Here is a 20,532-nt window from a genome sequence, read left to right on the forward strand (position 1 = left end):
CTGGGGATGAACCCCGCAGAGCTCAATGCCTTACCGCCACCTCGATTTTGGCGACGCGTATTTTGTAATCTTTATGAACAACTTCTACTGGTTGGAGTATTAGCGCTCACCTTTATGGTCCCCAATTTATTAATCGGGGTTCTATTTGGTATCGCGATCCCCAGTTGGCTCAGTTTTTTCTACTTATATGGTGTGCTGGGGTTTTACTTTGTCTGGTACTGGCGACGCAACGGACAAACCTTAGCCATGCAAACCTGGCGCATCCAAATCGTCGCTGAGGATGGTGGTCTGCTAGCCAAAAATCAGGCGCTGTGGCGCTACGTCTACGGCTCGCTGTGGATCGTACCCTGCCTCATCATCCACGCCATCTATCCGCTACGGGGTTGGCAAATCATTGGGCTCCTGTTTGCGGTTTCTCTTTTCCTTTGGCCGCTCAGTATGTATTTGGATCGCAAATATCGTCAAGGCATACCCGATCGCATGGCACAAACGAAGTTAATTCAGTTGCCACCCAAATCAAAGGTTAAGGAGGCCGCCGCTCCAAAAGCGGACTAAACCTCGCGTAGACATTCCATCGTGCTCGCGGTCTGGATCTTTTGCTGTAAACGAAAACCAGCCAGCAAACTGACGCACACGCCCAAAACAATACCAAGTCCAATTGCTGTACCAAAGGAATAGAACTCAATTTCCAATAGGTAGCGGCCCAAGGCCCACGTAGTTGCGCTTGCTGCCAAGCCGCCTAATAGTCCCGATAGAAATCCAATGGTGGTGAGCTCAATGACCACGAGCTGCGCCAAGGTTCGTTTTGATGCCCCCACTGCCTTAAGCAGAGCCGCATCCCGAAAACGATCGTCTTGCGTAGATCCAATTGCAGCAAAGAGCACCAAAATAGCAGCACACAAGGTAAACACCAATAACAAACCCAATGCGCTCGCTAGACGATTTAAGACCTCCTGAATTTGACGAATCGAGTTCTCAATATCAACAATCGTCAAATTAGGATAGGTCTGAGCTAACTTGAGATCCAAGTTCTCACGCTCTCTGGGTTGGTGATAGGAGGTAATCCAAGATTTAGGGAAATCATCCAAGGCCGCAGGCGGAAAGATCACAAAGAAATTAACCTGCATGGATCCCCAATCGAGCTTGCGCATCGAGGTAATGGGTGCAGTAATTTTTTGGCCAGCGATATCAAAACTCATTTGATCGCCCATGCGCAGATTCAGGGTCTTCGCAATACCACTCTCAATCGAAATTTGTGGAGTTGCCGAATTGCCAAACCATTGACCAGAAACCAATTGATTGTCACTGGGTAATTGATTGGTATACGAGAGATTAAATTCTCGATCAACCAAGCGGCGTGCATTGTCGGTTTGATAGTTATCGGGCATGACCTCACGCTCATTGATATGCGTGAGTCGACCCCGAACCATCGGATATAGTTGCGCCTGCGCAATGCCACCGATATTTAACATGCGCTGCACGTCTGCCTTTTGATCATTTTGGATATTGATCAAAAATCGATTGGGGGCATTATCAGGGACATTAGCTTGCCAACTTTGCAATAGGTCTTGGCGTAACAAAAAGATCAGTAAGAGTGCCATGATGGCCAATGCCAAAGAGCTCACCTGAATCATGGCAAAAGCAGCGCGGCGCGATTGTGTACTAATCGCAAAGCGGGTCACAAAGCCAATCCTCGCTAGATAGCGTGATTGGCTAAAGCGCTCGAGGCCCCACAGACCAAGCCAAGCGAGCCCGGCAAAGAGTAAGGCGCCAATCCCAAATGAACCGGTTGCCCAAACGAGTAACTTCAGGTCGCGGGTTGCCCAAAAGACCAAAGCCAAGCAACTAATGAGTCCAAACAGCGCAATCGATTTGGCCGCTAACGGTACTTTGCCAAACTCTCGACGCACTAGTCGCAATGGAGAGATCTGACTTAAGGTCAAGATTGGTGGCCCAGCAAAGCCAAAGAGGAGTAACAGAGCAAATGCAATGCTCCAGACCACCGGCCAAACCGATGGCAAAGGTAGACGAGTTTGAATAAGCCCCCCCAGGAGCTGCATTAAGACTTCTTGAGCAAACCAACCGATCAATCCGCCAAGAATGGTGGCTACCACGCCAATGAGGGTGAGAACAAGCAGTTGCTTGCGCAAAATTTGTCCCTGACTTGCGCCAAAGCATTTCCATACCGCACAACTATCCGCTTGCTTGAGAACATAGCGTCTGGCTGCAAGTGCAATTGCCAAGGCGCAGATCAGTGCTGTCATTAAGGCTACTAGTGATAAAAAGCGCTCTGCTCGCTCCAAGGTCTTGCGCATCATCGGCTGAGCATTTTCCAAGGACTCAATCCGAATACCGCGCAGTTTTTCTTGCTCAATATGATTGAGAGCCCAATCTTGATAGCCCCGGATTTGACGATCTGTTCCAGAAACCAGTAGGCGATAGGTAACACGACTTCCAAAACCAATCAGCCCAGTGCTTGCCAAATCATCAATACTGATCATTGCTCGAGGTGCAAAGTTCATAAAAGCTGCACCACGATCCAGTTCTCGCACTATCACCGCATCAATCCGAAATTGACGATCGCCGATGTTTAGTGAGTCACCTAACTTGGCACGCAGAGAAATCAACACAGCCGGGTCAACCCAAACCGTATTTTTAGGAGGCATCCCAGTGACCTCTTCAATCGATCGCTCGTCGACCCTGCCATCAATGACTTGACGACTAATTTGCAACTGGCCCCGGAGAGGATAAAGAGCGCTCACCGCTTTTAATGAACTTAATTTACTTTCCCCGCCATGGCTCACCATGCTTGGGAATACGACTGTTTGGGCAATGTTGAGCTTTTTGGACCTTGCCTCCTCAATTAATGCAGGCGAGATCGGCTGATCCGCAGCAATTAATAGATCGGCAGCCAGCAGTGTACGGCCATCGATTTCAAAACTGCGTTGGAGCCGATCGGCCAAAAAGCTAACGCTAGAGAGCGCAGCTACTGAAAGCACGAGGGCCACAAAGAGCCAAAAGAGCTCTTTGGCGCGCAGCTCCTTAAAGAGCATCTGCATCTGTATTAAATGCTAGGCACCTGACCGCCATCCACCCGTATTACTGACCCCGTAATGTAGGAAGCGTTTTGACTCGCCAAGAATGCAGCGGTATCGCCATACTCTTTTGGATCACCATAACGGCCTGCGGGAATGGTATTCAGACTGGCACTTACGACCGCATCGTAAGAGATGTTCTCACGCTTAGCGCGCGCTTCATCAAGTTGGCGCAAGCGATCAGTGGCCACGCGACCTGGCATGATGACATTGACAGTCACACCATCGGCTGCCACCTCGGCAGCCAAGGTTTTGGACCAACCTAGTAACGCGGCACGAAGCGTATTCGAAATTGCTAAATTACGAATTGGCACGATGGCTCCAGAAGTGGTACTGGTAATAATCCGGCCCCATCGACGCTCGCGCATGCCCGGCAGGACCCGATCGGTAATTTTCATGAGGGAGAGAACCATCTCCTGAAAACTTTTTTGCCATAGCTGTGGATCTTGACCGCTCGCCGTTGTGGGTGGCGGCCCCCCAGTGTTATTAATCAAGATATCAATTGGGCCTAGTTGGCTCTCAACCGTTTGAACATGGCCATCAATCGCATTGAGATCGGCGAGATCCCAATTTAAGGCAAGCGCCTTGCCGCCAACCGATTCAATCATTTTGACCGTTTGCGCGAGACCCTCGGCATTGCGACCGGTTATAGCAACGTGTACGCCTTCACGTGCCAAAGCAGTCGCCATGGCTTGCCCTAAACCACGGCTTGATGCCAGCACTAACGCGGTCTTTCCCTTGATTCCTAAATCCATTGTGCATCCCCTTATTCGTTATTTTATTGATTGATTGACTTCATCTGAACCAATGGTTTTGGCAGGTTCTTGGTACCCGCATCCAAATCGGCTTCAAACCGCTGCAAGATAGTCGCAAACGCTTGTTGCAAACCATTAGCTAGCGTATTGGGACGATTATCCTTTAAAGGAACGCGCTGTGTGTAACGGCTGTTCATCAAGATGGGATTTTGGGAGCCTGAGGACAGAACGACCAAATAGAACTCGATGCTAACAACCGCTTCTGCTTGATTGCGATAGTCCCCATAAAACTCAGTGACATTAACCTGGAGGGTGTAATACGGAAAGAAGGTGTTACTTTGATTAACAGTTGCTTTAAAAATATTGGCGTCACTGATCCACTGACGCGTCGCATTACCAACCATCTCCGCTGGACTGGAAATATAGCCGTTATAGAAATCCTTCTCATAGCGCTGATCGGCTAAGCGATAAACCATGGATTTACTATCAAATGGTCCATTGACCGATACTGGCCCAACCTTTAACCAAAAATCGGTATTGGGTTTACGGGGCTCCCCAGTTCGCTTTGGATCAATCAACCAAGTGCTAGTTTCAAGATTGGGTCGGGTGGGGGCGCAAGCCGCCAAGATAGAAATGCCAGTCAACAGGACCAAGATTCGCGTGAGGCGACGTAATGCAAAGCTCATTTTTGAACTCCAGTTTGGGGCAAGGTAATGCGCGGTGGGGGCTCTCCCCAAACCATGCTGCTCGGATATCGGCTAGCCACTTTGGCAAAATCATTCAACTGATCGGTAATTTGCTTGAGATTATCGATTGAGGTAATGGTGTCGCCTTGCATACTCGATAAGGTTTGACGAAGAATGACCGTGGTCGCAATCACTTCGCGCATCAAGAGCTCAAGCTCTGCTTTATTAGCGACCTCATCAATTCTGCCAAGCAATACATTTAAGCGCTCAACCGATTTTGCGATCCCGGAATTGTCTTTACCATCGCCACCAATGATGGTGTTGAGATTGGTCAGCAGCACATCAAATTTTTTCTGAGTTTCTGCTAAATTCATCTCGCCCAAGTTATCCAATACCTTACGAATTCCTGAGAAAAAAATGTCGGTCTGACTAGGTAGGGAATCAATCACCAAATACTCAGGTTTCCAGTTATATGGGAGAGACTTATAGTTATTCATATCACGCACGTAGTCGAGCTCGACATAATTCACGCCGGTAATCCCCTGACTTTTCACACGAGCGCGCAAGTCCTTTGGTAGTTGCTTAGTGGGTCCTAATAATTTTTCTTCATCACCATCAATCAGCATCCGCACTACGACATACTCCTTGCGCTCAGGGAACGGTTCATTGGACTCATACAAGGCACCTGACAAGCCAATAAAGGTTACTTGCCCCACTTTCACCCCCCGAAATCGTACTGGGGCGCCTACATCTAATCCCGTAATTGATTGCTCAATATAAGTCTCCGCCATCGTTGTTTTCTTAAAGAGCTGGCCAGTTCCAAACACCAAAATCAAGGCAAGAATGGCAGCAAAGCCGGCAAACACAAACAATCCCAAGCGAAAGTAATTTGGATTCGATTGACTCATGCTGCTTCCTTCGACATAACGCGATTAAAAAATTGATGCACTTTGGGATCAGTACTGGTATCTCGTAAGACACGAGGATCGCCTTGCGCAATAATACTTTTAGTATCTTTATCTAACATAATCACTCGATCCGCAATCGCATAAATACTGGCCAACTCGTGGGAAACGATCACAAACGTGATGCCCAAATTTTTGGCCAAATCCAAAATGGTCTGATCTAAATCAGCGGATGTAATCGGGTCAAGGCCAGCGGACGGTTCATCTAGAAACAAAATCTTCGGGTCTAAGGCCATGGCGCGCGCGATCGCCGCCCGCTTTTGCATCCCTCCGCTAATCTCGTTGGGCATGTAATTGGCATAGGGTAATAAACCCACTAGGTCTAATTTACAACGCGCCAATAAGTCCATCTCGTCATCGCTGAGGTCGGTGTACTCCTCCATAAAGAGTCGGACGTTTTCAAGGAGGGTCATCGAACCAAATAATGCGCCTTGCTGATACATCACCCCAAAATGGGTCATGATGTCTTGGCGTTCCTGACCAATCGCTTGGGTAATGTTCATCCCTTCAATCCAGACATCGCCGGCAAGAGGTTGATAGAGTCCAAACAGATTTTTAAGTAAGCTCGATTTTCCACAACCGGACCCGCCAAGAATAATAAAGATCTCCCCATCGGCTACCGAGAAATTAAGGTTTTGTAACAGCACCTTGCTGCCATAGCCAACGGTTAGATTTTTGACCTCAATTGGATTCATTAGAAACCTGTTCGGTATGAGACATAGGCAAAAATACCATCCACCACTGTAATCATCACAATGCTACTTACTACTGCGCGCGTGGTCGAGATACCCACTGCGGCTGCTCCAGTGCCCGTTTGCATGCCCCGCAAGCAACCCACACTCGCGACCACGACACCAAATAGGGTGGCCTTGGTTAATCCAGAAAAAATATCCTCCAGTAGCACAGTATTGAGCACACCTTCATAAAAGTTCACCAAAGGTACGCCATAGATCAACATGGTGAGCGAGGATGAAAAGACGCTAACTAAGTCGGCATAAATGGTCAAGATGGGTGCCACAACCAAACCTGCTAAGACTCGGGGTAGAACCAAAAAACGAATGGGGTTTAATCCAGCGGTTACTAAGGCATCCACTTCACTGTTGACGGTCATAGTACCGATTTCAGCTGCAAAGGCGGCAGAGGATCGACCTGCCAATAAGATGGCAGTAATCAAGGGTCCCAACTCCCGAAAGATCCCCAAGGAAACGAGCGGACCGACAAAGGTAATAGCTCCAAACTTTTCCATACCAATGGCTGACTGAAAGGACAAAATCACACCAATCAGAAATGCCACCAAGCCAACAATCGGCATTGCCGCAAGACCCGCTTGTACGGCAACGCTGGCAAAATCTTGCCAACGGACTTTTAGGGGGTTGCGTGCGGCCCAAGCGAGCTCACTAGCAACCTGTCCTGTGAAAAAGATAATGCCCCGGATATCGTTCCAGAATAAGAGGGTTGCTTTGCCAGTTTTCACTAGCAATCCCTCATCTGGAACCGCATCCTCCTTCGGAAATAATTTCTCAAACGGTGCAAAGCGTTTTAATTGATTTTGATGGGTGGCACTAAATCCCTGCAGTTCGATCGCCCCACCGTGCAAGGCTTGGGCATGTTGCAAATCAATGATGAATGCCAAACCTGCACCATCAATGTACTCAATGGCTGCACCATTAATTTGCAGCGTTTTACTTTCAGCCCCCTGCCCTAACCATTGCATTTGCCGATTGCGAACGTCTTGCCAGGTGTGCCCCAAGGCATCAGCACTGATTCGGCCCGATAGGGTTACACAAGCAATCGCTCCGGATACATGCCAGCTTGCAACCGGGATTGATGAAGTGATGGTGGTAGATGAAGCCATATTCTGACTATTAAAGCAAAGAATCGTGACTTACAAAAAATCTGCCACAAGGGCAGATCTAGGAATATGGCGCGGCTGGCAGGATTCGAACCCACGACCCCTTGGTTCGTAGCCAAGTACTCTATCCAACTGAGCTACAGCCGCATGAGGCAGAATTATGCCATGGATACGAAGAACTACATCACACCGGCTGGGCATGAGGCTCTAAAAACCGAGCTTTTACAGCTTTTAGACCAAGAGCGCCCACAAATTGTGCAGGTGGTGCATTGGGCAGCATCCAACGGGGATCGCTCTGAAAACGGTGATTACATTTACGGCAAGAAGCGTTTACGTGAGATCGATCGGCGCATTCGCTTCCTCAATCAACGTCTTGAGAATGCTGTGGTGGTCAATAACCAAGAACGTATTGCAAATGGCGGCGATCCCGAGCAGATCTTCTTTGGAGCAACCGTTGTTTATAGTGATGGTGACGGGGTTGATACCCAAATTCGGATTGTTGGTATCGATGAGGTCGATCTTGAGAAAGGCTATGTGAGCTGGATCTCGCCAATTGCGAAAGCACTAATCAAGGCCAAAGTAGGCGATACGGTCCGCATTCAAACGCCAGCAGGTGCCAAAGAAATTGATATTCTGGATGTGCGTTACGAGGACTACTAAACGCTTTTATTACGGATTACCCGAAATACATCGGCATTCGCGCGCAGGCCCCGCAATACGCGCGAGAGATGCAAACGGTTTAATACCTGAATCGTGAAGCGCATCGTGACCGAGTCTTCTTTGTATTTATCGTCCATTGAGACATTGAGGATGTTCGAGTCAGCTGAAGTGATCGAACTCGCAACGCGGGCCAACACCCCTTTTCCTTGCTTAGTGTCCACTGTAATGGCCACATCAAACTCTCGGTTGGTATCTTTACTCCATTGCACACCAACCCACTTATCGCTATCTTTGGACAGCATGCGATGAGCTACCTTACAGTCCTGAGTGTGGATTTGCAGCCCCTCACCCTTACCAAGATAGGCCATGATGTCATCCCCAGGAATTGGATGGCAACAGCTTTGAAAGCTTACTGACATGCCCTCACGGCCATCCACGACGAGGGCTTGTGTTTGCGTCTCTTGATCAGAGCTGCCCCAATCATTTGAGCCCAAGCGCATTTGCTCCGCCCCGCCCTCTTCACCAATCAGAATTTTTAGACGGGTCGCCAACTCGGCAGCGGTACGTCGGCCCAGCACAATATTGACACAGACCTCCTCGCGCGATTTATCACCAGTCCAATGCAGTAACTTTTCCCAAATCTCGGGAGTAAGGAGCCCCGCATCAACTCCCTGTTGTCGCAATGCGCTCGCCAATAAACGTTCGCCTAACTGTAACGCCTCGGCATAGTGCTTGGTTTTCAATGAATGGCGGATCGCTGCTCGGGCCTTACCGGTGCGCACAAACTCTAACCACCCTGGATTGGGTTGAGAGGTTGTGGAATTGATCACTTCCACAATATCGCCATTTTTGAGTTCAGTGCGTAACGGTAGTTGTAAATTATTCACCTTGACTGCCACGCAGGTATTACCAAGGTCACTATGAATCGAGTAGGCAAAGTCGAGGGCTGTTGCGCCCCGTGGTAACGCCCGTATTTGCCCTTTGGGGGTAAACACATAGACAGCATCGGGGAATAAATCAATCTTGACGTGCTCTAAGAATTCTTGGGAGTCACCGCTGTTGTCCTGAATATCCACCAGCGACTGCAGCCATTGGTGCGCACGGTTTTGCACTTCACTCAGTTCGGGTGAACCGTCCTTATAGGCCCAATGGGCTGCCACTCCAGATTCAGCTACGGCGTGCATATCCGCAGTGCGTACCTGAAACTCCACTGGCACTCCGGATGGGCCGACTAAAGTGGTGTGCAAAGACTGATAGCCATTGAGTTTAGGAATCGAGATGTAATCCTTGAACTTCCCAGGCATGGGCTTATAGATAGCATGCAAAATGCCGAGGGCACGATAGCACTCATCCACGGTTCGTACCGTGACTCGGAACGCATAAACATCCAAAACCTGCGAGAAGCTCAAATGCTTACTACGCATTTTGTTGTAGATACTAAATAGGGTTTTCTCACGACCCTGCAAATCAACTTCGATCCCGGCTTTCGCAAACTGCATCCGTACCGTATCCAGAATCTTATCCACCATCTCACGGCGATTGCCACGCGCCTTCTTTACTGCTTTCTCAATGGCCCTAAAGCGCATGGGCATTGAGTGTTTAAAGCTGATGTCTTGCAGATCACGGTAGATTAAGTTAAGCCCCAGACGATGTGCGATCGGGGCGTAGATTTCCATGGTTTCCAATGCAACCCGGCGTCGTTTTTCAATCGGCACCGCATCGAGGGTGTGCATATTGTGGGTTCGGTCAGCTAACTTGACCAAGATGACCCGCACATCACGGGCCATGGCCATAAACATTTTCCGAAAGCTCTCAGCCTGGGCCTCGGCATGACTTTGAAACTCTAATTTGTCGAGTTTGGTTAAACCCTCAACTAGCTCGGCCACTTTCGCGCCAAACTGATTCACGAGGTCAGTCTGGGTGCAACCAGAATCCTCAATCACATCATGGAGCAAAGCGGCCATGATGCTTTGGGCATCTAAGCGCCAGGTTGCACAGAGCTCAGCGACTGAGACCGGATGGCTGATGTAAGGCTCCCCGCTATGGCGATATTGGCCTAAGTGCGCGGCATCCGCAAACTGAAAGGCCTTCTTAATTTGGTTAATTTCCTCGGGCTTCAGATAATGAAGCTTCTCGGTCAAGCTCGTAATTGATACAACTTGCTGCTTAGGCGGCAAAGTCGGTTGCGAGGTAGGGCCAAAGAGATGGCGGCTGGATTGCTCCAGCAAAGAGGCAATCACGCTTTGAGCGGGATTGGCGCTTGGTAAAGGCTTACCTGTGCGAATCTGGCTAGACGAGACTTCGTCTAGCGAACCCGTTGTGGTGACTGTAGACGCCACAGCGGGACCCCCGGATTAGAGAGGTACTTTGGTCAGCATATCCCGATCGGTTACCCCAACAGCGATCTCACGCAATGCAACCACGGTTGCCTTATCTTTTGCGTCGACTCGGGCTGCGTGACCCTGAACCAATTGGCGGGCCCGATAGGTGCCAGCGAGGACTAACTCAAAACGATTGGGAATGGTTTTTAAACAATCTTCTACGGTAATACGGGCCATTCTGAACTCACTTATTTAGATTAATACCGATAGGATACCCGATGACAGCCCATCATGCCCCAAGTCGCTTGACTAAGGCTGGATAACGGGCCATCATCGGCCCCGTCCGTAGCCGGCTGGCTGCCACAATCGCCTGCAGGTCTTTTAAGGCGTCGGCAAAGACCTCATTAATCACAATAAAGTCGGCTTCGTGAGCATGTTGCAGCTCAATATGAGCGGCTGCAACGCGCTTGGCAATCGTGATCTCATCGTCCTGGCCGCGCTTGTGCAAACGCTCCGCAAGAGCCTCAATAGAGGGTGGGAAGATAAATACCCAAATCGCTTGGGGAATTAGTTTACGAATTTGCTGTGCGCCCTGCCAATCAATTTCCAGGATCACATCCTGACCTTGTTGCATTTGACCTTCTATCCACGAACGCGAGGTGCCATAGAGATTGCCGTGCACCTCGGCGGACTCCAGAAAATCACCGGCCGCTTGTTTAACCAAAAAGGTTTCTTTGGTAATAAAGGAGTAATCACGCCCATCCAACTCACCGGCACGCGGCGCACGCGTAGTGCACGACAGCGAAAGCTGTAATCGATGATCGGACTCCAATAGCGCATTGACTAAAGAGGATTTGCCAGCCCCCGAAGGGGCCACGATCATCAGCATACTGCCCTGATAGGTGGTTGGAGCACTCATGGTCATCACTCCAAATTTTGCACTTGCTCGCGCATTTGCTCAATCAATAATTTGAGCTCCAAGGCAGTGTTCGTGCAATCCTCATGGACCGCCTTGGATCCGAGGGTGTTTGCCTCGCGATTAAGCTCCTGAATTAAGAAGTCTAAACGCTTACCGACAGCCCCGCCCTCTGCCAGGGCCGTCCTTGCAACCTGGATATGCGTTTTGAGACGAGCCAATTCTTCGGCAACATCAATCCGTACTGCATATAAGACAACCTCTTGCCGGATACGCTCCATTAGCTCAGCATTAAAGGGGATATTGGCTTGGGTTGCATGCACGCCCAATGCTTCCTCGATCCGAGTAACTAATTTATTTTGGTAGAGGGTCACGATTTCTGGGATGCGGGGCTCAAGCCGAGTAACCATGTCTTGCATCGCATCGAGAGCATTCGTTAATACCTTAGCGAGTGCTTGGCCCTCGATTTGCCGTGATTGGATTAATTGCCGTAAGGCCTCTTCGCCAGCCTTTAGGGTGGCACTTTGCCATTGATCCTCGGCGGTCTCCGATTCGGTTACAACACCCGGATAGCGCAGGATATCGGCGACGCGCAACTCTTCGGCCGCAGGAAATTGCTCCTGAATCATGGCTTGTGCATCTTTTAAGGCGATCAACTTTGCTGGATCGATCGAGATGGTTTGGGAGCGCGCATGCTCACCAGTGCTTTGCCGCCATGCAGCCCGAAACTCGACCTTACCGCGCTTTAAGTGCTTATTAAGGAGCTCACGCAAAGCGCCTTCAGCAGCACGACACTCATCGGGTATCCGAAAGCTCAAATCCAAAAAGCGACTGTTGACCGCCCGGATCTCAACCTGCAGATTCGCATACCCCCCCTCGCCCACTTCAATGGGATGGGAAGCGCTGCCGTAGCCAGTCATGCTCGATATCATGTAGGCATTGTAAATTGCAAAAAAGGAACTCCCACATGAATCGTCCTAGCCAACGCCAAGCACGCGATCTGCGGCCCATCACCATTACCCGCTCTTTTACAAAACACGCAGAGGGTTCGGTTCTTATTGAGTTTGGGGATACCAAAGTTCTTTGCACGGCAAGCGTTCTTGAAAAAGTGCCGCCCCATCAAAAAGGCTCTGGCGAGGGTTGGGTCACCGCGGAATACGGCATGCTGCCCCGCTCCACCCATACTCGCTCTGATCGTGAAGCCGCCCGGGGCAAGCAAAGTGGGCGAACTCAAGAGATTCAGCGATTGATTGGACGAGCCATGCGCAGTGTCTTTGATCTTAAACTACTCGGTGAGCGCACTATTCATCTCGATTGCGATGTATTGCAAGCCGATGGCGGAACGCGGACTGCGGCAATTACCGGCGCCTATGTGGCTGCCCGCGATGCGGTCAATCATTTGCTCAATCAGAAGATGATTGCCTCCGACCCGATGATTGATAGTGTTGCGGCGATCTCGGTAGGTATCTACCAGGGCGTTCCGGTTCTCGATCTCGATTACGCAGAGGACTCAGAGTGCGACACCGATATGAACGTGGTGATGACCGGTCGTGGCGGCATGATTGAAGTGCAAGGAACCGCTGAAGGCGCTCCATTCTCGCGTACCGAACTCGAGGCATTATTAAATCTTGCCCAAGCAGGTATTGAGGAATTAACACGCATCCAGAAAAGCGTCTTAGCCGCATGAGTCGACGGTTGGTCTTAGCTTCGAATAATGCTGGGAAGCTCAGAGAGTTTGCACAACTATTTAAACCCTTTGCGATTGAACTCATCCCCCAGGGGGAGCTTGGGATTAGTGCGGCAGAGGAGCCATTTGACCGCTTTATCGATAATGCGCTAGCAAAGGCACGCCATGCCAGCAAGCTCAGTGGTCTACCCGCCATTGCCGATGACTCCGGCATTTGTGTGGATGCCTTAGGTGGTGCGCCCGGTGTTCGCTCAGCCCGCTTTGCCGGTGAGCACTGCTCAGACACCGATAACAACCAAAAGCTACTGTCATTACTCGCGGGCGAGCTAAATCGTAAAGCGCACTATGTATGCGCCCTAGTGGTGGTTCGCGAGGCCAATGATCCCAACCCAATCGTCGTTGAAATCCATTGGGACGGTGAGATCATCGACGAAGCGCGTGGTCAACATGGTTTTGGCTACGATCCCTACTTTTATCTCCCTAAACATCAGATGACCGCAGCAGAACTCAGCCCAGAGCGCAAGAATGCCATTAGCCATCGCGGCCAGGCGCTGGTTCAGCTCATGGAGCAATTAGAGAAAGATCCGTTTTTTCAGAAAACCGATGATTAACTCTGGTATCGCACTAACCGCACTTCCCCCTCTCTCGCTCTATATCCACTTCCCATGGTGTGAGCGTAAGTGCCCATATTGCGACTTTAATTCGCATCAGGTTAAGGATGGTGGATTTAACGAGAGCCGGTATATCGAAGCGCTTATCTCAGATCTTCAAACCGAGCTACCGAATGTCTGGGGTCGTCGAGTTCACACGATTTTTATTGGGGGCGGCACTCCCAGTCTCTTATCCCCCAAGGGTCTTGATCATCTCTTATCGCACGTGCGGGCACTCATCCCGATGGAACCTCATGCAGAAATCACTCTCGAGGCCAATCCAGGTTCAGTGGAATCAGCGAAGTTTGCCGAGTTCGCTAGCATCGGCATTAACCGTGTATCGCTTGGGATCCAGAGCTTTAACTCAGATCATCTCAAGGCGTTGGGGCGGATTCACAATCAGCAGGATGCGCGCCGTGCCATTGAAATCGCACACGATCACTTTGAACGCATCAATCTTGATTTGATGTACGCTCTTCCACAGCAAACCCTTGCCCAGTCACAAGCCGATCTCAGAGAAGCTCTGGCATTTAATACATCGCATCTATCGCTCTATCACCTAACACTCGAACCGAATACCTATTTTGCGAGTCACCCGCCAGCACTTCCGCACGAAGATGAGAGTGATGCCATGTTTGAATCCGCTCTAGAAATGTTGGCAGCGCATGGCTACGACCGATATGAGGTATCGGCCTATAGCAAGCCCAAACAACAATGCAAGCACAATCTCAATTATTGGGAGTTTGGAGACTATATTGGCATTGGTGCGGGTGCACATGGCAAGATTTCCTATCCAAATCGCATCACACGGCAGATTCGTGAGCGCCACCCTGAGACTTATATTAGCAAGATGACTGAACAAGGTCATGCTGTCATTGAAAATCGTTTACTCACGCAAGACGATTTACCGTTTGAGTTCATGTTGGGAGCACTGCGATTAATGGATGGGGTGCCAACAAGTATGTTCTCGGAGCGAACGAGCCTCGGGCTTAATACGATTAGCAAACCAATTACAGAGGCTCTCCGCAAGGGGCTATTGGACGAAGATCCAACGCGACTCAAAGCTAGCCCACTGGGCATGCGCTATCTCAATGACCTGCAGGAATTGTTCTTGAAATAGATGATGGCGGAAGCGGTGAGATTCGAACTCACGGAGGACTTTCATCCTCGCCAGTTTTCAAGACTGGTGCATTCAACCACTCTGCCACGCTTCCTCTGAAGGAGCAATTATAGGGGAGTTGAAGCTTGGATGAAGAATTGAGGCCTAAGGATTAAGTAAGCCCTTTAGATATTTCGCGATTGCCAAACTTGAGGTTAGTGCGGGTGACTCAAAGCCAAAGAAGTTGTAGAGGCCCTCAATACCATGCTCATTAGGGCCATCGATACGAAAATCCCCTGCGGGTTGATCTTTCGAGACAATCTTGGCGCGCACCCCTGAATAATCAGCCTGCAACGCTCCGTCTTGAAGACCTGGCCAGTACTGTCGGATGGCTGCATAGAATCGCTCACCGCGAGTGGGATCGACTGCGTAATTAATTTGATCTTCCGCATCGATATCAAGCCATTCTACATCGGGGCCAAACTTAGCCTGCCCCGCCATATCGAGGGTCAAATGTACCCCTAATCCGCCCGGCTCTGGGACGGGATAAATTAAATGTCGAAAGGGTGACTTACCAGCTAAGGAGAAATAGTTGCCTTTTGCAAAATAGGCTTTGGGAATGTGCTCGGCCGATATTCCGTGAATGCGTTGCGCTACGGCCGGCGCACTCATACCCGCACAATTAATTAGATACTTAGTTTGCAGTTGTATCGCATCGGCACCGCCCACCTCTAGCTCAAACCCTCCAGGAATCACGCGTGCATGATTTAACGGAGACAAATAAGCAACCATTCCTCCTGCATCCTCAAAGCCGCCAAGCAATGAGAGCATATAAGCATGGCTATCGACAATGCCAGTCGTTTTGGACAAAATCGCTGCTGCAACTCGTAGATCGGGCTCTAGCGCATTGGCCTCTTTGGCTGTAATGAGGCTAATCTCACGTGCCCCATTTTGCTGGGCACGATAAAAAATACCGTGCAGATCATCAACCTGCTGTGGATCGCTTGCCACAATTAATTTACCGTAGCGCTGGGTTCCCACCTGATGGTCGCGACAATACTCATAGAGCATGCGATTACCCTCAACGCACAGTTTTGCTTTTAAAGAATCCTTGGGGTAATAAATACCGGCATGAATGACTTCGCTATTTCTGGAGCTACTAATGGTTCCAAACGATGCTTCGCGCTCTAGCAATACGGTTTCATGACCTTGCAATGCCATTTCGCGGGCCACTGCTAAGCCCACAACTCCCGCACCAACGACGACACAATCCAGTTTATCCATATTAATTGCTTATTTTTTGATGCCAAATCGTACCATTTCACTGAAATTAAATCTTGATGCTTTCGAAGCCCTTATTGATAAAATCTATATATGACCGCATTCTCCAACGCAAAATCATTCGATAACCCCTCAACCGCGGTTTTTGGCTCTTTGCAAGCAGCTGGCATCGTATTGGATCTTGCCTATCAGGGGATTGGATCTGAAGATTGGAAGAACTTATTTGCCAAAGCCGAGCAAGCGCAGCTCAGCAATCATCTCCATGCTGTCTTTGCTGGCGAACATGTTAATACTAGTGAGCACCGCCCTGCACTTCATACGGCACTACGTAATCTCGATAAATCCCCAATACTGGTTGATGGCAATGATGTAATGCCAGAGATTGCCGAGGTTTGGCAACGAATCGAGGGTTTATGCAATAAATGGGTGGGGGTAACAGATTTAATTCATATTGGGATTGGGGGCTCTGACTTTGGCCCACGACTTGCAGTGCAAGCCTTAGCCCATTCAGCGCACAAATTCAATCGCGGGATGCGGGTTCATTTTGTGGCTAATGTGGATAGCGCAGAACTGAGCCATGTATTAGAACGTGCTCAGGCGAATAGCACTAAGGTACTGATTGTGTCCAAATCATTTGGCACGGCTGAGACCTTAATGAACGCACGCGCTGTTCTTAATTGGTTCAAAGCGAAGAACCTCACGAGCTCGCAGATCCAAAACTCCCTATTTGCGATTACTAGCAATGTCCAAGCGGCAGAAGACTTTGGCATTCAAGCAGAGCATGTCTTTCCATTTTGGGATTGGGTAGGTGGGCGATTCTCGGTATGGTCTGCGGTTGGTCTGCCCATTGCTTTGCAGTATGGGTTTGAGACCTTCAAACAATTTTTGTTGGGAGCCAATCACATGGATCGCCATGCGATCAGTGCTCGTCCCAATCAAAATCTCCCAATCCTAATGGCATTGGCTTTGTACTATCAACAAAGCAAACATCATTCCAAATCTTATGCAGTGATTCCATATGCGCACGCCTTGGAACTCTTCCCGTATTGGTTGCAGCAATTGGATATGGAAAGTAATGGCAAGCAAGTCGATCGCCTTGGTAAGCCGGTATCGCTGAGCTCCCCTGTTGTGTTTGGTAGCGCCGGTACCAATGCCCAGCATTCGTATTTCCAGTTACTACATCAAGGACCGGAATGCATTCCGGTTGATCTGATTGCGATTAAAGAGCCGATGAGCGCCCTACCAGAAGCTAAGGATCATCACTATGCCCTCTTAGCCAATTGCTTGGCCCAAGCTCAGGCGTTGGCCCTAGGCCGTGATGCGAGCGACCCCAATCTTAGCTATCCTGGAAAGAGACCTAGCAATTTAATTGTGCTACCCAAGCTTGATGCCTATCATTTGGGTGCTTTACTTGCTCTTTACGAACACCGTGCCGTTTGCTTGGGAGCACTATGGGGCATGAACAGCTTTGATCAGCCCGGGGTTGAGCTCGGCAAGGTACTAGCCAAACCCATTGAGCGCGCTCTTCAACAAAAAGACACTTCCGGTGCTGAATTTGATTCCATCACCGCTGCCAGAATCCATTACTTCCAGAAATAATCCATGAACGTTCCTGCCTCGATTTTTAAAGCCTACGATATCCGCGGCATTATTGATGAAACCCTGAATCCATCAATTGCTAAAGCAATTGGTCAGGCTTTTGGAAGTCAAATGCGCGATTTGGGAGAAACGGATGTTGTAATTGGCCGTGACGGTCGACTCTCTGGCCCAGTTCTGATTGAGGCCCTGACCGAGGGTTTGCTATCCACAGGCATTAATGTGATTGACCTTGGGATGGTCGCCACCCCAATGGTCTACTTCGCCACCCATCAGACCATTGGAAATTGCCAACCGAAATCCGGCATCATGATTACGGGTAGTCATAATCCGCCTAATTACAACGGCTTTAAGATGGTGCTCGGTGGTTCAGCCATTTATGGGGATCAGATTCAGGGGCTACGCCAGCAAATTGAAGCGGATGATTTTCGGCAAGGCAATGGAAAACGCTCCAGCTTCAATATCTTCCCCCAATATTTGCAAACCATTGTTGGTGATATTCGCTTAGCTAGACCCATGAAGATCGCCGTCGATTGTGGCAATGGTGTGGGTGGCGCGTTTGCTGGAGAGTTATTCCGAGCTCTGGGCTGTGAGGTGCAAGAGCTCTTTTGTGAGGTTGATGGACGTTTTCCGAATCACCATCCAGACCCTGCCCACCTTGAAAATCTTCAAGACCTGATTCGCAATCTCGCAACGACCAACAATGAGCTGGGACTTGCCTTTGATGGCGATGCTGATCGACTGGGTGTGGTAACCAAAGATGGCGAGGTGATTTTTCCGGATCGGCAAATGATGCTGTTTGCCAAGGATGTACTCAGTCGCAATCCCAAGGGCCAAATCATTTATGACGTCAAATGTACTCGCAACCTCGCTCCTTGGATCCGTAAACATGGAGGTGAGCCGCTAATGTGGAAGACCGGCCACTCCTTGGTCAAAGCCAAGCTGAAAGAGACTGGTGCCCCTCTAGCCGGGGAAATGAGTGGTCATATCTTCTTTAAGGACCGTTGGTTTGGCTTTGATGATGGCCTCTATACCGGCGCTCGTTTGCTAGAAATCCTCAGTCAATTTGATAACCCAAGCAAAGTACTCAACGCTCTACCCAATGCCATTTGCACCCCAGAGTTGCAACTGCCATGTGCCGAGGGTGAATCTTTTGTCTTACTTGAAAAGATTAAAGCCAATCCCAAGTTTCCAAGTTCCCAATCGATGAATACGATTGATGGCGTACGGGTTGAGTATGCCGATGGCTTTGGTTTGGCTCGCCCCTCGAATACAACACCGATTGTGGTACTCAGATTTGAGGCTGATTCTGAAGAAGCGATTCAACGAATCCAACAAGAATTCAAAGCAGCTCTTTTGGCGGTGAAGCCCGATGCAAAATTACCGTTTTAGCAGACCCACTTAAATCTTTTTAATTTCTTTAATCTGATTCTGTTCATCTACTAGAACAATTTTGGGGCTATGAGTTTTAGACTCGGCATTATCAACCGGTCCGTAGGTGCAAATAATGAGATGGTCTCCTACATGGGCCTTACGAGCAGCAGCACCATTTAAGGAGATCGCACCTGAGCCTCTGGGTGCCTTAATGATGTAGGTGGAAAATCGCTCGCCGTTATTGATGTTGTAGAGCTCTATCTTTTCGTATTCACGCATATCGGCGGCATCCATGAGATTCTCATCAATCCCACAAGAACCCTCATAATGCAAATCGGCCTCGGTCACGACGACCCGATGTAACTTTGCCAATAACATGATTCGTTTCATAGAAATCCCCTTTAAGGATGGGATTCTATCGCGAAAGTGATTGCGAGTTAAGATTGATAGATGAGCACAATGAATCAATCACTTTCGACCGGTAGTTTTTATGATTATCCCCAGCAAGATGCATCGGGAGCTACCTGTATTGCGCAGGCGTGGGCCAAAACGCCTGCACCCCTTGCTTTGGGAGAAAAGCAGGATGTAATCGAGCGGATCAAGGTTTTGTTAAAGGAAAAAGATGCGGTCATTGTGGCGCACTATTACGTCGATGGTGATATTCAAGACCTTGCGATGCAAACTGGGGGCTTTGTTTCTGACTCTTTAGAGATGGCTCGGTTTGGTAAAAATCATACTGCTCAGAATTTGATCGTTGCGGGTGTGCGATTCATGGGTGAGACCGCAAAGATTCTGAGTCCTGAGAAGCGCGTATTCATGCCAGATCTTGAGGCAACCTGCTCACTTGATTTAGGGTGTCCCGCGGATGACTTTCGGAAATTCAAGTCCGCTCATCCGGATCGAGTCAGCGTGGTGTATGCCAACACGAGTGCCGCAGTGAAGGCACAGGCGGATTGGATGGTAACCAGTTCTTGCGCCCTAGCGATCGTGCACTATTTAGACCAGCAAGGTAAAAAAATATTGTGGGCGCCCGATCGGCATCTGGGCCGTTACATTCAAGAGCAAACTGGTGCTGACATGATTCTGTGGAATGGCGCCTGCATTGTGCATGATGAGTTTAAAGCGGTTGAGCTCGCGGCAATGCGTGAGAAGCATCCTGATGCCATGGTTCTGGTTCATCCGGAGTCACCGCAACACGTCGTCGATCAAGCAGACGTGGTTGGCTCTACCTCGGCGATGATTAAAGCGGTGCTCGAGGGAAGCGCCTCTGAATACATCGTAGCGACCGATCAAGGCATCCTTCACCGTATGCGTCAATTGGCACCCCATAAAAAGTTGATTGCCGCCCCAACAGCTGGTGAGAGCGCCACTTGCAAAAGTTGTGCTAATTGTCCCTGGATGGCCATGAATGGCTTACGTGGCATTTTAAATTGCTTGGAGCATGGCCTTGGCGAGATCGAGGTGAAAGAGCCCATTCGCTCTGAAGCGCTGGCATGCATTAAACGCATGCTGGACTTTACCTCCACCCACCCTGAATTATTGGCCAAAGCCCAGCACGGCTTCATTAAAAATATTGGTGCTGCCTAAGTATTTTT

20 protein-coding genes and 2 tRNA genes are annotated in these 20,532 nt (G+C 49.4%); 8 read left to right on the forward strand and 14 right to left on the reverse strand.

The genetic code is table 11. The annotated features are described in order from the left end of the window. The first annotated feature begins 6 nt into the window (after window positions 1-6). Complete coding sequence (locus QUE62_RS06165; RefSeq protein WP_286223216.1) at window positions 7-555, forward strand: RDD family protein; 549 nt, start codon at window positions 7-9, stop codon at window positions 553-555. On the opposite strand, the gene QUE62_RS06170 is transcribed toward QUE62_RS06165, so the two are convergent. From QUE62_RS06170 to QUE62_RS06200, 7 genes are all read right to left on the reverse strand, one after another. Beyond that, on the reverse strand, window positions 552-3,059 hold the full coding sequence (locus tag QUE62_RS06170; RefSeq protein ID WP_286261101.1) for an ABC transporter permease: 2,508 nt from the start codon (window positions 3,057-3,059) through the stop codon (window positions 552-554). The two genes, QUE62_RS06165 and QUE62_RS06170, sit on opposite strands and share 4 nt — an antisense overlap. Before the next feature lie 5 nt (window positions 3,060-3,064). Continuing rightward, the gene (locus QUE62_RS06175; RefSeq protein WP_286261103.1) at window positions 3,065-3,850 is read right to left on the reverse strand and encodes an SDR family oxidoreductase; all 786 of its coding nucleotides are present in this window, start codon (window positions 3,848-3,850) and stop codon (window positions 3,065-3,067) included. 23 nt (window positions 3,851-3,873) lie between these two features. Beyond that, on the reverse strand, window positions 3,874-4,536 hold the full coding sequence (locus QUE62_RS06180; RefSeq protein WP_286261105.1) for an ABC-type transport auxiliary lipoprotein family protein: 663 nt from the start codon (window positions 4,534-4,536) through the stop codon (window positions 3,874-3,876). Next, entirely contained in the window at window positions 4,533-5,444 is a 912-nt protein-coding gene (locus tag QUE62_RS06185) for an MlaD family protein (protein ID WP_286224993.1), read from the reverse strand. Before QUE62_RS06185 ends, QUE62_RS06180 begins: the two co-directional genes overlap by 4 nt. Next, complete coding sequence (locus tag QUE62_RS06190; protein ID WP_286223221.1) at window positions 5,441-6,196, reverse strand: ABC transporter ATP-binding protein; 756 nt, start codon at window positions 6,194-6,196, stop codon at window positions 5,441-5,443. Before QUE62_RS06190 ends, QUE62_RS06185 begins: the two co-directional genes overlap by 4 nt. Further along, window positions 6,196-7,356, reverse strand: a complete 1,161-nt coding sequence (locus QUE62_RS06195) for an MlaE family ABC transporter permease (protein ID WP_286261107.1) — start codon at window positions 7,354-7,356, stop codon at window positions 6,196-6,198. Before QUE62_RS06195 ends, QUE62_RS06190 begins: the two co-directional genes overlap by 1 nt. Before the next feature lie 67 nt (window positions 7,357-7,423). Continuing rightward, a tRNA-Arg gene (locus QUE62_RS06200) sits at window positions 7,424-7,500 on the reverse strand. A gap of 18 nt (window positions 7,501-7,518) precedes the next feature. Here QUE62_RS06200 and greB point away from each other — a divergent pair. Next, window positions 7,519-8,013 carry a transcription elongation factor GreB gene (greB, locus tag QUE62_RS06205; protein ID WP_286223223.1) on the forward strand — a complete coding sequence of 165 codons (495 nt, stop codon included), beginning with the start codon at window positions 7,519-7,521 and terminating at the stop codon, window positions 8,011-8,013. On the opposite strand, the gene QUE62_RS06210 is transcribed toward greB, so the two are convergent. From QUE62_RS06210 to QUE62_RS06225, 4 genes are all read right to left on the reverse strand, one after another. Continuing rightward, a complete protein-coding gene (locus QUE62_RS06210; protein ID WP_286227499.1) occupies window positions 8,010-10,298 on the reverse strand; it encodes a RelA/SpoT family protein in 2,289 nt (762 codons plus the stop codon). The genes greB and QUE62_RS06210 overlap by 4 nt on opposite strands. Window positions 10,299-10,367: 69 nt before the next feature. After that, window positions 10,368-10,571: a DNA-directed RNA polymerase subunit omega gene (gene rpoZ / locus QUE62_RS06215; protein ID WP_108508758.1), complete on the reverse strand. Its 204-nt coding sequence runs from the start codon at window positions 10,569-10,571 to the stop codon at window positions 10,368-10,370. A gap of 52 nt (window positions 10,572-10,623) precedes the next feature. Further along, complete coding sequence (gene gmk / locus QUE62_RS06220; RefSeq protein ID WP_286223224.1) at window positions 10,624-11,259, reverse strand: guanylate kinase; 636 nt, start codon at window positions 11,257-11,259, stop codon at window positions 10,624-10,626. Continuing rightward, window positions 11,259-12,182: a YicC/YloC family endoribonuclease gene (locus QUE62_RS06225; protein WP_286261109.1), complete on the reverse strand. Its 924-nt coding sequence runs from the start codon at window positions 12,180-12,182 to the stop codon at window positions 11,259-11,261. Before QUE62_RS06225 ends, gmk begins: the two co-directional genes overlap by 1 nt. 35 nt (window positions 12,183-12,217) lie before the next feature. Between QUE62_RS06225 and rph the strand changes: the two genes are divergently transcribed. Genes rph through hemW form a run of 3 tightly spaced genes read left to right on the forward strand, consistent with a single transcriptional unit; the run spans window position 12,218 to window position 14,707 of the window. Beyond that, entirely contained in the window at window positions 12,218-12,937 is a 720-nt protein-coding gene (gene rph, locus QUE62_RS06230; protein ID WP_286261110.1) for a ribonuclease PH, read from the forward strand. After that, window positions 12,934-13,548: an RdgB/HAM1 family non-canonical purine NTP pyrophosphatase gene (rdgB, locus tag QUE62_RS06235; RefSeq protein ID WP_286261112.1), complete on the forward strand. Its 615-nt coding sequence runs from the start codon at window positions 12,934-12,936 to the stop codon at window positions 13,546-13,548. Before rph ends, rdgB begins: the two co-directional genes overlap by 4 nt. Beyond that, window positions 13,541-14,707, forward strand: coding sequence for a radical SAM family heme chaperone HemW (gene hemW / locus QUE62_RS06240; RefSeq protein ID WP_286223228.1), 1,167 nt, complete (start codon window positions 13,541-13,543; stop codon window positions 14,705-14,707). Before rdgB ends, hemW begins: the two co-directional genes overlap by 8 nt. Before the next feature lie 4 nt (window positions 14,708-14,711). On the opposite strand, the gene QUE62_RS06245 is transcribed toward hemW, so the two are convergent. Together QUE62_RS06245 and QUE62_RS06250 are read right to left on the reverse strand one after the other, a co-directional pair. Continuing rightward, window positions 14,712-14,801: transfer RNA gene (locus tag QUE62_RS06245), tRNA-Ser, on the reverse strand. Window positions 14,802-14,851: 50 nt separating this feature from the next. Then, the gene (locus QUE62_RS06250) at window positions 14,852-15,970 is read right to left on the reverse strand and encodes an NAD(P)/FAD-dependent oxidoreductase (protein ID WP_286223229.1); all 1,119 of its coding nucleotides are present in this window, start codon (window positions 15,968-15,970) and stop codon (window positions 14,852-14,854) included. Between the two features lie 90 nt (window positions 15,971-16,060). Here QUE62_RS06250 and pgi point away from each other — a divergent pair, with 90 nt between their 5' ends. Both pgi and QUE62_RS06260 read left to right on the forward strand, forming a co-directional pair. Continuing rightward, on the forward strand, window positions 16,061-17,566 hold the full coding sequence (gene pgi, locus QUE62_RS06255) for a glucose-6-phosphate isomerase (RefSeq protein WP_286261114.1): 1,506 nt from the start codon (window positions 16,061-16,063) through the stop codon (window positions 17,564-17,566). 3 nt (window positions 17,567-17,569) lie between these two features. Further along, window positions 17,570-18,955 carry a phosphomannomutase/phosphoglucomutase gene (locus tag QUE62_RS06260; protein ID WP_286223231.1) on the forward strand — a complete coding sequence of 462 codons (1,386 nt, stop codon included), beginning with the start codon at window positions 17,570-17,572 and terminating at the stop codon, window positions 18,953-18,955. A 9-nt stretch (window positions 18,956-18,964) separates the two neighbouring features. Here the strand turns inward: QUE62_RS06260 and panD are convergent, their stop codons facing one another. Next, a complete protein-coding gene (gene panD / locus QUE62_RS06265) occupies window positions 18,965-19,327 on the reverse strand; it encodes an aspartate 1-decarboxylase (RefSeq protein ID WP_286223232.1) in 363 nt (120 codons plus the stop codon). Between the two features lie 60 nt (window positions 19,328-19,387). Here panD and nadA point away from each other — a divergent pair, with 60 nt between their 5' ends. Beyond that, window positions 19,388-20,524, forward strand: coding sequence for a quinolinate synthase NadA (gene nadA, locus QUE62_RS06270; RefSeq protein ID WP_458574820.1), 1,137 nt, complete (start codon window positions 19,388-19,390; stop codon window positions 20,522-20,524). Window positions 20,525-20,532: the final 8 nt, after the last annotated feature.

The organism is Polynucleobacter sp. HIN9 (assembly GCF_030297635.1).
Taxonomy (GTDB): domain Bacteria; phylum Pseudomonadota; class Gammaproteobacteria; order Burkholderiales; family Burkholderiaceae; genus Polynucleobacter.